Origin of the sequence: Corynebacterium sp. KPL2680 (genome assembly GCF_040225675.1) — a bacterium.
Taxonomy (GTDB): domain Bacteria; phylum Actinomycetota; class Actinomycetes; order Mycobacteriales; family Mycobacteriaceae; genus Corynebacterium; species Corynebacterium rhinophilum.
On the sequence record NZ_JBEHFM010000004.1, the window covers coordinates 108,488 to 123,598 of the forward strand.

Sequence of the window (15,111 nt, forward strand, 5' to 3'; positions counted from 1 at the left end):
ACATGGAAAGAATGACCGCCTTTGTGCACGGCAACGTGCAAGGAGTGGGCTTTCGCTGGTGGACGCGCTCGCGCGCCCTGGAACTAGGCCTTGCTGGGCATGCGACCAACCTGGCAGATGGCCGCGTGCAGGTTGTTGCTGAGGGCCCGCGCACCGAGTGTGAGAAGCTCTTGGAACTGTTGCAAGAGGAACCGAGCACCACCCGCCGTCCGGGAAGCGTCGATCTCGTGGTTGAGCAGTGGGCGGCTGCGAAGGGTGAAAGCGGCTTTGTCGAGCGCTAATAGCCAACCCAATGCTTGCTATAACTCGTGTCTTAACGGCTTGCTAGACTATCCCAAATGCACCTGAAATCGCTGACGCTCAAAGGCTTTAAGTCATTCGCGTCGGCGACGTCTCTCAAATTTGAGCCGGGCATCTGCGCCGTCGTCGGCCCGAACGGTTCCGGAAAGTCCAACGTGGTCGATGCCCTTGCGTGGGTCATGGGAGAAGCCAGCGCAAGGACCCTACGCGGCGGCAAGATGCAAGACGTCATTTTTGCCGGGGCAGGCGACCGCAAGCAATTGGGCCGGGCCGAGGTCACGCTCACCATCGATAATGCCGATGGTGCACTGCCCATCGAGTACTCCGAGGTCTCTGTAACCCGCCGCATGTTCCGCGACGGCGCGAGCGAATACGAAATCAACGGGGCAAAGGCCCGGTTGATGGATATCCAGGAACTGCTTTCTGATTCCGGCATTGGCCGGGAAATGCACATCATCGTGGGGCAGGGCAAGCTTTCTGAAATCCTGGAATCGCGCCCCGAGGATCGCCGCTCCTATATCGAGGAAGCCGCCGGCGTCCTCAAACACCGCCGCCGCAAAGAAAAAGCCCAGCGCAAACTTACGGGCATGCAGGCCAATTTGGATCGCCTGCAAGATTTGACCGATGAGCTGGGAAAACAGCTCAACCCCTTGGCGCGGCAGGCAGAAGCCGCCCAGCGCGCGGCGACGGTGCAGGCAGATGTACGCGATGCGCGCCTGCGCTTGGCCGGAGACCGCATCGTCGGCTTGCGGCAAAAGCTTTCCGATGCCGAACGCACCGCGACGGCCCTATCCACCCAGGTAGAAGAGACCACGGCACAGCTCGAAGAGGCGACCGAGCACCAAATGGAGCTGGAAACCCAACTAGAGGAGGTCAACCCGCAGGCAGAAGCCGCCCAAAAACTGTGGTTTGATCTCTCCACCCTGTCCGAGCGCATTGCGGCGACCCAGCGCATCGCAGAGGAGAGGGCGGATAATGCCGGGTCCCAGGTCGCCTATGCCGGCCAGGATCCGGATGATCTTGAGGCCAAGGCGACGCGTGCGGACGAGGAGCACGAGGAGCTCTTGGAAGCGGCAGAAGAAGCTGCGGAGCGGTTGGAAAGCATCCGGGAGGAAGTAGCGGAGCGTCGGCAAGCATTCGAGGCCGCAGAGCACGAACATATGGCGCAGGTGCGCGCTATTGCGGACCGCCGCGAGGGCGTCGTGCGCCTTTTTGCCGCCGAGGAAAAGGCCGCGGGGCAGGTGTTCAGCGCGGAAGAGGAATTGGCGCGGCAAGAAGAGGCCGTGGCCTCGCTGCAGCAACGCACTCAGAACGCGCAGGCAGAAGCCGCTGAGGTAGCGCAGAAGCTGGATAATTATGCTGCGGAGCGCCAGCCTTTGGAGGAAGCGCATACGCGGGCTGCCAGCGAGTCGGGCGCTGCCGATAAGCGCTTGGACCAGCTCCGCGATGCCCAGCGCGAGCGCGAGCGCAGTGTCTATACGCTGCAGTCCCGCATCGATACGCTATCCCAGACTATCCCTGAGCCGGTCGAGGTAGGTGAGGAATTCCAGCCATTGGCCGCATACATTTCTACGACCTACGAGTCAGCGGTTGCGGCCGCCTTGGGCACCTTCGCTGAAGCACAGGCGGGTCAGCTGACCGAAGGGTTGATTGCGGATTTGGAGAAGGGCCCGCGCTCGGCGCTGCTGGATGCGGCAACGACCGCGCCTGCAAGCTCATGGCGCGTCGATGCCGATCTTCCGCCGCAGACCTCCTGGCTGCTGGATCACATAACGGTCCAAACTGCGGTTTCGACGGCATTGCACCGGCTGCTTGCCGATGTCGTCCTCGTCCCCGATATTGCCCACGGCCGGCGGCTCGTCTCCGATGATCCGCGCCTGCGTGCCGTGACTGCTTCCGGCGTCGTCATCGGCGAAGGGTGGGTCGAGGTCGGTACCGGATCCTCGTCTACCGTGGAGGTTTCCGCTCGCATCGCGGAGGCCGAAGAGGAGCTAGAGCAAGCCAATCAGGCCCTAGACGAGCTCTCCGGCACCCTGGAGGGAGCAAGGATTGCTGCCGAAGATGCCCGCGTGACGGCCGCGTCCGCCAAGGCAGCATTGCGGGAGCACGATACCGAGGTCGATGCCTGGAAGCGCGATCATCACCGCCTAGAGAAGCAATACGAGGCGAATAAGGCGGAGCTGGAAAAGTCCGCGCAGCGCGCCACCGAGATCGAGATCCGGCTGCAGAAAGCCAACCAAGAGCTTGCCGATGCCCGCGATAGGCTCGCCCGCGTCGATGCCGACGATCAACCAGATGAGCCCTCGTCCGCCGATAGGGATGCCGCCTCGGCGGCGCTGGAAGAAGTTAAATCCATGGAAATGGAGGCCCAAGTCGCGGCCCGCTCGGCGCAAGAGCGTGTGGGCCAAGTTGCCGGCAAGGCCGATAGTTTGCGGCGCCAGGCCCAACACGAGCGTCAAGCGAAGGCCCGCCATGAACAGGCCATGGCCCGCCGCAAGGCGCAGGGGCAACTGGCATCGGCAGTGACACGGCACGCACAGGATTTGGCCGCGCGGGCAAACCAGCTTTTAAGTCGCGCCACCTCTGAGCGCGATGAGTTTGTACACGAGCGCAACTCTTTAAATTCCCAATTGCAGCAGGCCAAGCAGGCGGTATCGGCCGCACGCCAAAATAGTGACCGGCTAACGGCGCGGGCGCACGAAGCAGAGCTGGCTCGCTCACAGGCGCAGGTGCGCCTAGATGAAGCGGAGAAAAAGATTGGCGAACAGCTGGGTATCGCCATCGCTGAACTCTTGCGCGATTTCACCCCGGGCGAAGACTTTGACCGCAGCGCGGAAAAGTCGCGGCTGCAGCAGGCGGAAAAGGATTTGAACTCCTTGGGCAAGGTCAACCCCTTGGCCTTGGAGGAATATAAGGCGCTGGAAGAGCGCTACAGCTACCTGTCCACGCAGCTCGATGACGTCATCCAAGCCCGGAAGGATCTCGCCGGGGTAATTTCGGATGTGGATAAGCAAATCCTGCAGCTCTTTACCGATGCCTGGCGGGATGTGGAGGCAGAGTTTCCCAAGGTATTCAATACCCTCTTCCCGGGTGGGGAGGGCCGGTTGATCCTTACCGAGCCAGAAGACATGCTCACCACCGGCATCGAGGTAGAAGCCCGCCCGCCCGGTAAGAAGGTCAAGCGCCTATCGCTGCTTTCCGGCGGTGAGAAATCCCTTACCGCACTGGCCATGCTCGTGGCTATCTTCCGCGCGCGCCCCAGCCCGTTCTACGTCATGGATGAGGTCGAGGCAGCGCTTGATGATGTGAACCTGCGCCGGCTTATCGCCTTATTCGAGGAGTTGCGGAAGGATTCCCAGCTCATTGTCATCACGCACCAGAAGCCCACCATGGATGTGGCCAATGTCCTCTATGGCGTGACCATGCGCGGCGATGGCATCACCCGGGTCATCTCCCAGCGCATGAATCCAGCCGGACTCGCGCCGGGAGCCGAGCAAGCAAGCCAGGATGCAACGCGGCTTGGAGTTGATGCGCCGCAATCAACGGAATAAAAGATTTCCCCTCCCTTATGTGCCGCAAGCCCGAAAGGCTGGCACTATAGAGACATGAATTCTTTATGGTTATGGATCGGCATAGCAATCGTTGTCATTGTGCTGATTGTCGTCTTTATTGCAATCGGCAAAAAGCGCGGTGAATCGAAGAAGGTTTCTTTCGAGAAACCCAAGGAAGAAGAGCCAAAGCAGCTAACCCAAGAGCAAAAGTCCGGCAATTACCAGGCGAAGTCTGGCTTCAACTTTGCCCCAGCGGGCGCGAAAGAAACCGAGAAGGTAGCGCAGGAGAAGCCACAGCAGGCTAAGCAGGAGCAGCAGCCGGAAACTTCGGAGCAGTCGGAGCCCACCGCCACCGATATCGCAAACGCCCAGCTCAACGGTGAAGAGCCGCCGACAGCCAAGCGATCTGCACCGGCTAAGGATAAAGGCACTGCACCCGAAAAGGAGGCCCAGCAGGAAGAAACGCAGCGCCAAGAACCTGCAGAAGAGGGCGGCGTAGCCAAGCAGGATAAGGACACAGGAAAAGACGACGGCGCTGGCGATGAAGCTGAGGCCGATTCCGAGACCAAGCCTACGGTGGATAAGTCCGAGGGTAAGGGTGTTGCCGGAACGGCCGCTGCCGCTGCAGCCGCCACTGGAGGAGTCGGTGCCGCTGCTGCCGCCTCTGGTGACCGCCAAGAATCCGCCGCAGATAACGAAGCGGATAAAGAACCTGCAGATCAGGCAGAGGACCAATCTGATAAGCCGGATTCCGCGCAGGCTTCCACACCTGCTTCTGGTGAGAAGGAAGCAGAAGAAAAAGAAGCAAAGGGCAGCGAGCAATCCGCCCCAGCTGCTGCCGAGAAACCTGCGGCAGCGAGCGCAGGCGAACGCGGCGAGCCGGACCATGAAGAAAAAGCCCCAGAAGACGTTGTATCCGTCGAGGCCGCCGAGGTAGAAGATGAATCGCCGGTTTTTGACGCGGTAGTAGATGATAAAGACGCAGATCACATCGAAGAACGAGTCGATAACCACGAGGAAGCCGAAGAAGCCGCAGCTGCAGCCGATGCACAAACGGATGCTGCGGAAGCGGCCAAGGAACAAACCCCTGTACCAGATGGTGAACCTGCTGCGGCGGGCCAGCCCACCGAGGACATCGCTCCGGCGGGAGGCCGCCTCGGCCGACTGCGCGGCCGCCTCTCTCGTTCCCATAACGCCATCGGCCAAGGACTGATGGGGATCCTTTCCGCCGGCGATCTGGATGAAGACGCCTGGGAGGAAATTGAAGATACCCTCATCATGGCGGACCTCGGCACCAAGTCCACGATGAAGGTCACCGATTCTTTGCGTGACAAGATCGCTGAGCGTGGCGTGTCGAGCGAAGAAGAAGCACGTGCGATGCTGCGTGAATGCCTCATCGAGGCCTGCCACCCAGAAATGGATCGCTCCATTCGCGCGATGCCTAATGACGGCAAGCCGGCCATCGTGATGGTCGTGGGTGTTAACGGCACCGGTAAGACCACCACCACCGGTAAGCTCGCCCGCGTCCTCGTATCGATGGACCACAGTGTCTTGCTGGGTGCGGCAGATACTTTCCGCGCCGCAGCGGCTGACCAGCTAGAAACTTGGGGGCGCCGCGTGGGCGCCGAAACCGTGCGCGGCAAGGAAGGCGCAGACCCTGCCTCCGTGGCCTTTGATGCTGTGGCCACCGGTGTGGAGCAGCAGGTCGACGTCGTCTTGGTTGATACGGCCGGCCGCCTGCACACCTCGACCGACCTGATGGATCAGCTGGGCAAGGTCAAGCGCGTTGTAGAAAAGAAGACCGAGGTTGATGAGGTCCTCTTGGTCCTCGACGCCACGGTGGGCCAAAACGGCCTGACACAGGCCCGCATTTTCCGCGAGGTCGTGGACATCTCCGGCGTAGTGCTCACCAAGCTCGATGGCACGGCGAAGGGCGGCATCGTCTTCCAGGTGCAAGAAGAATTGGGCGTTCCAGTCAAGCTTGTGGGCTTGGGCGAGGGCGCCGATGATCTTGCACCATTCGAAGTCGAAGGATTTGTCGATGCCTTGTTAGGCGAGAAATAGGGACTCCTTCAACCGGCTTAGATAACTCCCCAGGACCCCGGCTGCTTACAAAAGCGAGAAAGCCGCGGGCGCTGGGGAGTTTTCTCTCGCCTATGTGCCGTGCATGTATGCCCCGCGAGCATGGGATGCCCTGAATTACTGTGATCTGGATTGGGTTGGTGAGCAATGGTAATCTGGTAGGGCTGTATTTAGTGATTTGGTGCGAAATTCGCACCAATCCAAGACCAAGGTTCGTGAGGCAAGTATTTCGTGACGCTACTTTTTGCTGTCCTCCTTGCGGCATTGGCAGTGATCTTGGCACCGGTGACCGTAAAGGTCATGGACCGACAGGCAGGCTATCCATTAGCTGGCCTTTTTCTCATTGCGGCGGTGCTCATTGCTAAGGATTTTTCTGCCATTGCAGCGGGAGAGGAACTCAGTTTCCAAGCCACCTGGGTACGCGATTTTATTGCACCGGGGGTTGACGTAAGTTTCGCTCTGCGTGGAGATGCATTGAGCATCTTCTTCGCCATGTTGGCTCTTGTCATTGGCGCTGTCGTGTTGACGTACTCGGCAGCCTATCTCCCTAAAAACGAGGGAAATACGAGCTTTTATACACTGATGACGGCATTCACGCTGTCCATCTTGTTACTGGTTCTGGCCAATGACGTTGTTGTCCTATTCCTCGCCTGGGAGCTTGTCTCCTTGGCATCTTTCATGCTCATCGCGCGTTCTGGCTCTGGGGGAGAGGCAGGTTCCCAGCGCACCTTAATTCTGACGTTTATCGGTGGCCTTACGCTATTGACGGCATTAGGCATTGCCGCAGTGACCACTGGTTCGACCACCATTTCTGAGATCCTCGCATCCTCGGTATGGGATGAACGACCAGGTGTGACCGCAAGCGTTGCCGTGCTAATCGCGGCTTCTGCCTTTACCAAGTCCGCTCAATTCCCATTCCACTTCTGGCTGCCAGAAGCCATGGCCGCCGCTACGCCAGTCTCGGCGTTCCTGCATGCCGCGGCCGTGGTCAAGGCGGGCATCTACTTGCTCATTCGCTTCTCCACGATCTTTTACGACGTCGCGGTGTGGAACTGGGTGCTCATCGTCGTCGGTATGGGTACGGCGGTTATGTCCGCGGTATTTGCGGTGCAAAAGACGGACCTGAAGAAGCTGACCGCTTATTCCACCGTGTCCCACTTGGGTTGGATCGTCGCCACTATCGGTGTGGGCACCCCGTTCGCTATCGGTGCGGCACTGGTACACACCTTGGCACACGCGCTCTTCAAGTCCTCGCTGTTCATGCTCATCGGCGTCATTGACCATGAAGCAGGTTCGCGCGATATCCGCCGCCTTGGCCCGCTGTGGAATAAGATGCCGTGGACGTTTGGCTCTGTAGTCATCGGCGCCGCATCCATGGCTGCGGTACCTCCGCTGCTGGGCTTTGTGTCCAAGGAAGGCATGCTCACTGCCTTTGAGGATGCCCCCATTGGCGGCGCAGGCCAAGCAATCTTGCTTGCCGTGGCAGGAATCGGTGCCTTCTTTACCTTCACCTACTCAGCAAAGATCGTCTTCGGCGCATTCTTCGATGGGCCACGGTCCATGGACGATGTCCACGAAGCCCCAGTTTCCCTGTGGCTTCCTGCAGCGCTACCGGGCTTTATGTCCCTGCCGCTCGTCTTCGTCCTGGGCATTTTCGATGAGCCTTTGGAGCATGCCGTTGGCGCCGTGGGCATGGAAACGCATGCTCACCTTGCGGTATGGCATGGAATCAACGTGCCATTTATCATTTCGGTCCTCGTGCTGGTAGCCGGAATTGCGGCCATCTTTGTCCGCAAGAAGATGTGGCCGGCTTTCGAGGGACGCAACTTCATGCCGCGCAGCGGCAACGAGCTCCTGCAAAGCCTGCAAGATGGCTGCGCCAAGCTCGGCCAGGTATTGGGCAAAATGTCCGATTCCCACAATCCGTCTCGCCACATTTTGCCGATTGTCATCGTGGTTATTGTTCTTGCTGGTACTACGTTGTTCGGCGAGGGAGTCGACGGCGTACCGCTGCAACCGCGCGTCGATGGGCTAGACAACCCGTGGGACCTGCTGCCATTGGGCATTATTGCGTTGTCCGTATTCGGGCTGGTGCGCACCAAGAACCGCCTTACCGGCGCCGTCATGATCGGCATTGCGGGTACAGGCGTTACCTTGCAGATGTTCCTCTTGGGCGCACCGGATGTGGCACTTACCCAGTTCATGGTGGAAGCACTGTCTGTGGTCGTCATGATGATGGTGCTGCGTTACCTGCCAGAGACCTTCCAGCCGGTTACGGATAAATCTCGCAGGGTGGGCTCCATCGGCATCGCCGTATTGGCCGGTGTTGCGGCCTTCCTCGGAGTCTGGGGCCTGATGGGTCGGCACGAACGCTCGGACCTGGCGCTGTGGTACCTCGACAAGGCACCGGATATCACGGGTGGCGATAACGTCGTGGCCACCATCATCGTGGAATTCCGTGCACTCGATACCTTGGGCGAGCTGTCCGTGCTGGGCATGGCCGCCGTCGTTATTGCAGCCATTACCACCACGCTGCCGCGCTTCCCGTTCAGCTCGGGCACGCGCCCGGCGCCGTTCGGCCAGTCACAGCTGAACTCCGTGCCGCTGCGCAAGGGAATCAATATTGTCATTCCTTTGCTCATCATCATGTCCGTCATCGTGTTCTTCCGCGGACACAATTCTTCCGGCGGTGGATTCCCAGCTGCGCTCATCATGGGTGCGGCCATCGGACTTACCTACCTGTCCCGCGGCTCCGATGAAATTGTCTTCGGCCGCATGACCCCCGTGCACCTTACCGGTATTGGCATCATTACCGCGCTGTTGGCAGGCTTTATTGGCTACTGGCACGACGGCTTTGGCAATGGTGGTTTCCTTACCGCCTTGCACGGTGAGGCCCTTGGCCAGCACTGGACGACGTCCCTCATCTTCGACCTCGGTATTTATCTGGCGGTGCTGGGTATGCTCACGATGGCCATCAATGCCTTGGGTGGCTACCTCAGGCCTGGTACCGAGCGGGACTACCTGCCATGGGTCCATGATGATGACTCGGCCCTGCCGGCGACGCCGCGGATTGCCGTTGAGGATGCGGACGATCCGTACCCAGACCCAATCAACCCGTCGACGGATCCGCTGGCTTTGCTCAGCCCCAAAGAGGCAAAGACAAAGACAAAGCAACGTCGCCGTTCTAACGCCAACCGAGGAGGGGAGAAGTAATGATTCTCGCGTTAACAATCGCCATCCTCATCGGTGGCGCCGTCTACCTCATTCAGCAACGCGGCTTGGTCCGCATTGTATTGGGCATGATGGCATTCGGCCACGGTGCCAACCTGACCTTGTTGGCCACTGGCGTGTACTCCTACCGAGGTGAAGCCTTTCCCTCGGAAGTCCCCCATGACCAGATGGCCGATCCGCTACCGCAGGCATTCGTTCTAACGGCAGTTGTTATCTCCATGGCAACCTCGACCATCCTGTTGACCATGGCCGCAATGGGCAAAAACGATGACACCGATGTGGTGGAACCCGTCGATGACAACACCATCGACCACGCATTTTCTACCTTGGGCCGCGATGCCCAGAATCGAGCAATCTTGGAAGAATCCGCAAATGAGCTCGATCGCATTGGCCGAGTAGACCACGACACCCCTGTGGCTGAGCGCGGGGTACAGAGGAAGAAGGAGGATGAAAAATAATGGCTGATGTTGTAGCCCAACTTCTTCCGCTTTTCCCGGCAATTCCCCTCATTGCCGCGGCTCTTGCCTTGCTGGCGCCGTGGCGCGCCGTCCGCGATGCGATCATGCTCATCATCCCTGGAGTCGGTGTCTTCGCCGGCCTGGGGCTGTTGATCTACACCATGAACAATGGGGTAGTGGCACATACCGTGGGCCTCTACGTAGGCAATGTGGGTATTCCTCTCGTGGCGGATGCCTTCTCCGCGCTGATGATCATCACCACGATGATCGTTGCCTTTGGCGCCAACTGGTTCGCCATCGTGGGCGGGGAGACTAAATCCCGTTATTACCCTTCGCTCACGCTGATTCTTATCACCGGTGTGTGCGGTGCGCTCCTGACCGCTGACCTCTTTAACTTCTTCGTGTTCATTGAGGTCATGCTGCTGCCGTCGTACGGCCTTATCACCATGTCTGGTACGTGGTCGCGCCTGGCAGCTGGTCGCGCGTTCGTCCTCGTTAACCTTTTCGCCTCCACGCTGCTGGTGGTTGGTGTCGGTTATATCTATTCCGTCACCGGCTCGGTTAACTTGGCCGCCCTGCAGGGAGCCGCCGCCGGCAACGGCCCGGTGACCGTCGCTGCGGGCATTATTCTCATTGCGATTACCGCCAAGGCTGGCGTATTCCCAGTGCAGTCCTGGCTGCCGCGTACCTATCCTGGAACGTCGGCCGCGGTGATGGGGCTCTTTTCCGGCTTGCACACGAAGGTTGCTGTGTACATGCTTTACCGGCTGTACGTGCAGCTTTTCGATCTTGAGCAGCGGTGGAACGTACTCATCATCGTCCTCATGCTGATCTCGATGATGATCGGCGCCTTTGGTGGTCTGACCGAAAAGACGATTCGCCGCGTGCTGGGTTACCAGATGCTCAACGGTATGCCGTTCATCTTGGTGATGCTGGCCTTTACCTCGGAAGACCCAAGCCGCGCTCTGGCCGCCGGTATCATGTACACGATTCACCACATGGTGACCGTTGGCTCGTTGATCCTGGCGTCCGGTGCTATCGAGGAAACCTACGGTACGGGTGATTTGACCAAGCTATCCGGCCTCGCGCGCCGCGATACCATTATCGCCTGGATTTTTGCCGCCGGTGCCTTCTCTGTGGTGGGCTTCCCGCCATTCTCCGGCATGTGGGGCAAGCTCATGATCGTCTTCGAGGTTGCCCGCAATGGCGGCGCTTGGGCCTGGATTGCGATTGCCGCCATCATCATCGCCTCCTTCGCGGCATTCTTGGCGATGTTGCGCGTCTGGCGCGAAGCCTTCTGGGGACACGATCTGCCCTCGGACAAGGTTCCCGATGAGCTCATCATCCGCAAGAAGCTGATGGCGCCTTCCGCAGCGCTCATCTTGGTCTCGCTGGGCATGTTCATTTTCTCCGGCGTGGTTATTGATGCGGTGGAAACCGCAGCCGAACAACTGCTGGACACGACGGCTTATACTGACACCATCTTGGGCGATGACTCAGCCGCACTACCTAATATCAATGACATTCAGGAGGGCCGATAAATGCATGCCGTAGCTTATGCACTCTGGCTCATCAAGGAGATTTTCGTTGCTGGGTTCACCCTGGCGATGTCAGCATTTAAGCCCGATAACGAATACCACCCGGTGATCATCCGGTACCCACTGCGCGTTACCAGCGCCTGGGAGATTTTCTGGTTCACCTCTTCCATTACCGCTACCCCAGGCACGCTGTCTTTGGGGCTCCGCGAACCACCGCGGAAGGGCTTGCCCCGCATCGTGCTAGTACAAGCGGTACAGGGTTCCGATCCTGCAGCGATCGTCGCTGACTTGGCCGATATGGAAGAGCATTTGGCACCGCGCGTGAAGAGCATCGACTATGGCGTTCCTGGGCAAGGGGATACGACGGAGCTCGATGAGGCTTTCTATGAATTCCCCTTGGATACGCTCGGCCGCTATATGCGCTCACCGGATCTCGCGCGGGCGGAGGACACTCCGCTTTCGGAGAGCCAGGCGGACGTCGAAAAGCCCAAGCACCTCGCCCGGAAAATTCAACGCAGGAAGGAGACCGACCGATGATTGATTTTGCAACATTGTCCCCATTCGGTTGGGTTGTACTAGTGTGCGTGTTCATCATGGGCGGGGCCGCTTGGTGCGGGGTGCTATTGGCGCTGCGCACCCGTGACGAGCTCACCCGCGCGGTGATGTCAGACATCGTCTTTTACGGCATGATCTGCATGTACCTCGGTTGGTCAATGATCAACAATTCCCCACTGGCCTATGACATTGCCCTGATTGGCGCCATCGCGGCCGGTATTTTGCCGACCTTGTCTATGGCACGCATTATTTCGAAAGGTCGGCGATAAGTCATGGCTGTTTACGAGATTATTGCTTCGGTTCTGCTCATTGTGGCCACCATCCTCGTGGTGGCAACCGTGGTCTCTTTGTGGCGCGCGCCGGATGCCTTGACCCGTGCCAACCTGATGGGCCCGACCGTGGGTTTGGCGGTGCCGCTTATTATCCTCGCCAAGCTAGTGGTGGATTTTGGGCAGGATGGCTTTTCACTAGGCCTCCTTATCAAGGGCCTCATCGCGTGCTTTGGTGTCTGGATTATTGGCTCGGTGGGTTCGTTCTACCTGGGGCGTTCCATCTACGGTGTTGCGGTTACTGACGTTAAACACGCCAAACACAATAATGAGAAAATTCAGACCGTCTACGCTGATGAAGACGAAATCTAGGGTTATCTTTCCCTAGTGTGCAGCGCGGGTTCGTACTTTCTCCATGGAGGATGTACGGCCCGCGTTTCTCCTGTGCTGCCGGGGTGTTTAACGCAGTGGATGCAGTTGTAATTGCAGATCGTCACCGTAATTCGGGCACATTCGGAAGTTGGGCGGGGCTAGACTGGAATGCAGCATATCCGCGCCAGGTTTGGCCGCTGAATTTTACTTTTCTTCAGGAGGATTAAATGAAACTTATTACCGCCATTGTGAAGCCGTTTACTCTGCCGGATATCCGGGAGGCATTAAAACAGCAGGATGTCCACGGCCTTACCGTGACCGAAAGCCAGGGCTTTGGGCAGCAGAGCGGGCACAGCGAGGTCTACCGCGGTGCCGAATACGCGACGGACTTTGTACCCAAGGTGAAACTAGAAGTTTTGACCGCTGATGACCAGGTGGAAGAGCTCATTGATGCCATCGTGGAAGCCGCTTATACCGGCAAGATTGGCGATGGCAAGATTTGGATTACCCCGGTAGAAGACGTCATCCGCATCCGCACCGGGGAGCGCGGCGAGACCGCCCTTTAAGCACACATGGTGACAGCATCCGCTCTTCGTAGGGAGGCTTATGCCGCGGCGGTGCGCGTACTCCAGGGTTTGGACCTGCCGCCGCACACGGCGCTAGCAGCAACCGGCTCTGTGGCCCGGCAGGAGATGACTCCCTATTCCGATATTGATGTCATCCTGATTTTCCCGGAGGACCACGAGCCAGACCCCAGCCAGGTAGAAAAATTGTGGTACCCGGTGTGGGATGCCAAGTATCGGTTGGACTTTGCCCTGCGTACCCCGCAGGAGTGCGCGGAGATTGCCCTGCAGGATGCCTCGGCTGGCTTCGCTCAATTGGATCTGACGTATATCGCAGGCGATAAGCCGCTTGTCGATGACGCCCGTCAGCGCCTCCTGCACGCGTGGCGGCGGCAGCTGCAGCGGGGCTTTGATAGCTTCGTCGATATCGCCATCGCCCGGTGGAACCGCTCCGGCGCCGTTGCCACCATGACCAACCCAGACTTAAAAAACGGGCGTGGGGGATTGCGCGATATTCAGCTCCTGCGCGCTTTAGCCCTGGGAAACCTGTGTGATCTGCCCGCGCTGGAGGAAGAGCGGCGGCTGCTACTCGATGCCCGGACCCTGCTGCACGTCAAGGCTCGCCGCCACCGCGATATTTTGGATCCGGACTTTGCCGCAGATGTTGCTGATGAATTGGGCTTTAGCAGCCGCTATGAGCTCACCGCGGCGTTGGTTACTGCGGCCTCTGCGGTCGACGAGGCGGTAGAGCGTAGCTTGGCCACAGCCCGCGGCGTTTTGGGTAGCCGCAGCGCTGGTCCGGCGCAGGGGCGAGACCGCGTGCGCAGGCCCCTTGACGTGGACGTCGTGGCTGATGGTGCCGTTATCTCCTTGGCCCGCACACCCAATCGTGCAGACCCATGGCTGTTGACCCGAGTCGCGGCGGCCGCAGCGCGGACAGGCTATTCCGTCTCCGCAACGACATGGCGGGTACTGCAGGAGCTGCCGGCTCCACCGGAGCGGTGGCCGCGGGCGGCCGTGGATGACTTTTTCGCCATTTTGTCTTCGCCGTCTCATACCCCGCGGGTGATTGCGGAGCTGGATCGCTATGGGCTGTGGGAGCGCTTGGTCCCAGAATGGGGTCATGTGCGCGGATTACTGCCCAGAGAACGCAGCCACATGCATTCTGTTGACTACCACCTCGTCGCCACCGTCACGCGCTGCGCCGAGGTGCGGACCTCGGTGGCGCGCCCGGATCTGCTCCTCCTGGCCGCGTTGTACCACGATTTAGGCAAGGGACATGACCGCCCGCACGAGCAAGTAGGAGCAGAGATGGTGGCGCGGCAGGCCGCGCGCATGCGCTTTAATCTTGCAGATATTTCCCGCGTGCAAACCGTGGTGGCAGAGCATACGAGCCTGGCGCGATTGGCAGCGACGATGGATCCGAGTTCGGATGCCGCGCGCGATGCCCTATTGAATGCGTGCCATTATGATCAATTGACCATTTCGCTGCTCGAGACCTTATCCAAGGCGGATGCCTTATCAACAGGCCCTGGCGTGTGGTCTGCTCGCACCGCACAGGCGCAGGCCCTTATCGTCGCCCGCGCTTTGGAAGCGAATAAGCCGCGCATAGTCACCCGCCCCTTAGTCCGTGTTCCGCAGGACGAGTATGGGGTAGGGCTTGCGGTTGATTGGCAGGAGGAAGTGGTCACCGTGACCTCGTCCGGTGCCAATAAGGCAGAGTTTAAGCGCATTTTTGCGCTGATTTCAGCCTTGGGGTGGACGATTGTGCGGGCCAATTTCGTACAGGGTGATGCTGGTAGCTATCAGGCGGAGTTTGTCATCCGCACTGTGCAAAAGACGCTCACAGAGGCCGCGGAACCGGATAGGTTTATCCAGTCCTATAATTCGCGTACGTACAAAGAGCTTCCCGATATCGCAGGTGAGCCCACGACGGCGGCCTTTAACGTGGGCGGTATTTTGGAGATTCGTACCGTCGAGAGAATAGGTGCATTGGGCTATTTGGTGGAGTCTTTGCCGGAGTTTATGTGGCTGCGCCATGAGATCCTGGGCGCCACGATGATTGTGCATGTGTTCTTTGGAGCTTCGGTTTCGCGCGCCCAGGTGGTGGGGAATGTGACCAGGGCCCTGGCTAGGGACTAAGATTGAATAATTGAACTTTAGATCGATCTAATTTAAGGGAGCGCATCCGT

11 protein-coding genes are annotated in these 15,111 nt (G+C 59.2%); all 11 read left to right on the forward strand.

Features of this window, described 5'->3' with window-relative positions; all coding sequences use genetic code 11:
• The first annotated feature begins 2 nt into the window (after positions 1 to 2).
• The 11 genes from ABRP66_RS03480 to ABRP66_RS03530 all read left to right on the forward strand — a co-directional run bounded on the left by ABRP66_RS03480 (position 3) and on the right by ABRP66_RS03530 (position 15,061).
• On the forward strand, positions 3 to 281 hold the full coding sequence (locus ABRP66_RS03480) for an acylphosphatase (RefSeq protein ID WP_023022945.1): 279 nt from the start codon (positions 3 to 5) through the stop codon (positions 279 to 281).
• 57 nt (positions 282 to 338) lie between these two features.
• Positions 339 to 3,851, forward strand: coding sequence for a chromosome segregation protein SMC (gene smc / locus ABRP66_RS03485; RefSeq protein ID WP_349838342.1), 3,513 nt, complete (start codon positions 339 to 341; stop codon positions 3,849 to 3,851).
• Positions 3,852 to 3,905: 54 nt separating this feature from the next.
• The gene (ftsY, locus tag ABRP66_RS03490; protein WP_349838343.1) at positions 3,906 to 5,915 is read left to right on the forward strand and encodes a signal recognition particle-docking protein FtsY; all 2,010 of its coding nucleotides are present in this window, start codon (positions 3,906 to 3,908) and stop codon (positions 5,913 to 5,915) included.
• Between the two features lie 249 nt (positions 5,916 to 6,164).
• Positions 6,165 to 9,146: a DUF4040 family protein gene (locus ABRP66_RS03495; protein WP_284864401.1), complete on the forward strand. Its 2,982-nt coding sequence runs from the start codon at positions 6,165 to 6,167 to the stop codon at positions 9,144 to 9,146.
• Positions 9,146 to 9,622: a sodium:proton antiporter gene (locus ABRP66_RS03500; protein WP_284769575.1), complete on the forward strand. Its 477-nt coding sequence runs from the start codon at positions 9,146 to 9,148 to the stop codon at positions 9,620 to 9,622. Before ABRP66_RS03495 ends, ABRP66_RS03500 begins: the two co-directional genes overlap by 1 nt.
• Complete coding sequence (locus ABRP66_RS03505; protein ID WP_284769576.1) at positions 9,622 to 11,163, forward strand: monovalent cation/H+ antiporter subunit D family protein; 1,542 nt, start codon at positions 9,622 to 9,624, stop codon at positions 11,161 to 11,163. Before ABRP66_RS03500 ends, ABRP66_RS03505 begins: the two co-directional genes overlap by 1 nt.
• Positions 11,164 to 11,697, forward strand: a complete 534-nt coding sequence (locus ABRP66_RS03510) for a monovalent cation/H+ antiporter subunit E (protein WP_005278609.1) — start codon at positions 11,164 to 11,166, stop codon at positions 11,695 to 11,697.
• Positions 11,694 to 11,984 carry a cation:proton antiporter gene (locus ABRP66_RS03515; protein WP_284853295.1) on the forward strand — a complete coding sequence of 97 codons (291 nt, stop codon included), beginning with the start codon at positions 11,694 to 11,696 and terminating at the stop codon, positions 11,982 to 11,984. The genes ABRP66_RS03510 and ABRP66_RS03515 overlap by 4 nt, the downstream gene beginning before the upstream one ends.
• 3 nt (positions 11,985 to 11,987) lie before the next feature.
• Entirely contained in the window at positions 11,988 to 12,356 is a 369-nt protein-coding gene (locus ABRP66_RS03520; RefSeq protein WP_005283678.1) for a Na+/H+ antiporter subunit G, read from the forward strand.
• A gap of 227 nt (positions 12,357 to 12,583) precedes the next feature.
• Positions 12,584 to 12,922 (forward strand): P-II family nitrogen regulator, encoded by a 339-nt coding sequence (locus tag ABRP66_RS03525; RefSeq protein WP_349838344.1) that lies wholly within the window; start codon positions 12,584 to 12,586, stop codon positions 12,920 to 12,922.
• A 6-nt stretch (positions 12,923 to 12,928) separates the two neighbouring features.
• Entirely contained in the window at positions 12,929 to 15,061 is a 2,133-nt protein-coding gene (locus tag ABRP66_RS03530) for a [protein-PII] uridylyltransferase (RefSeq protein ID WP_284853294.1), read from the forward strand.
• The last annotated feature ends 50 nt before the right edge of the window (positions 15,062 to 15,111 follow it).

Coding starts and splice junctions, on each gene's coding strand:
- ABRP66_RS03530 (WP_284853294.1), top strand. CDS start 12,929: ATGGTGACAGCATCCGCTCTTCGTAGGGAGGCTTATGCCGCGGCGGTG.
- smc (WP_349838342.1), top strand. CDS start 339: ATGCACCTGAAATCGCTGACGCTCAAAGGCTTTAAGTCATTCGCGTCG.
- ABRP66_RS03480 (WP_023022945.1), top strand. CDS start 3: ATGGAAAGAATGACCGCCTTTGTGCACGGCAACGTGCAAGGAGTGGGC.
- ABRP66_RS03525 (WP_349838344.1), top strand. CDS start 12,584: ATGAAACTTATTACCGCCATTGTGAAGCCGTTTACTCTGCCGGATATC.
- ABRP66_RS03515 (WP_284853295.1), top strand. CDS start 11,694: ATGATTGATTTTGCAACATTGTCCCCATTCGGTTGGGTTGTACTAGTG.
- ABRP66_RS03520 (WP_005283678.1), top strand. CDS start 11,988: ATGGCTGTTTACGAGATTATTGCTTCGGTTCTGCTCATTGTGGCCACC.
- ABRP66_RS03510 (WP_005278609.1), top strand. CDS start 11,164: ATGCATGCCGTAGCTTATGCACTCTGGCTCATCAAGGAGATTTTCGTT.
- ABRP66_RS03505 (WP_284769576.1), top strand. CDS start 9,622: ATGGCTGATGTTGTAGCCCAACTTCTTCCGCTTTTCCCGGCAATTCCC.
- ABRP66_RS03500 (WP_284769575.1), top strand. CDS start 9,146: ATGATTCTCGCGTTAACAATCGCCATCCTCATCGGTGGCGCCGTCTAC.
- ftsY (WP_349838343.1), top strand. CDS start 3,906: ATGAATTCTTTATGGTTATGGATCGGCATAGCAATCGTTGTCATTGTG.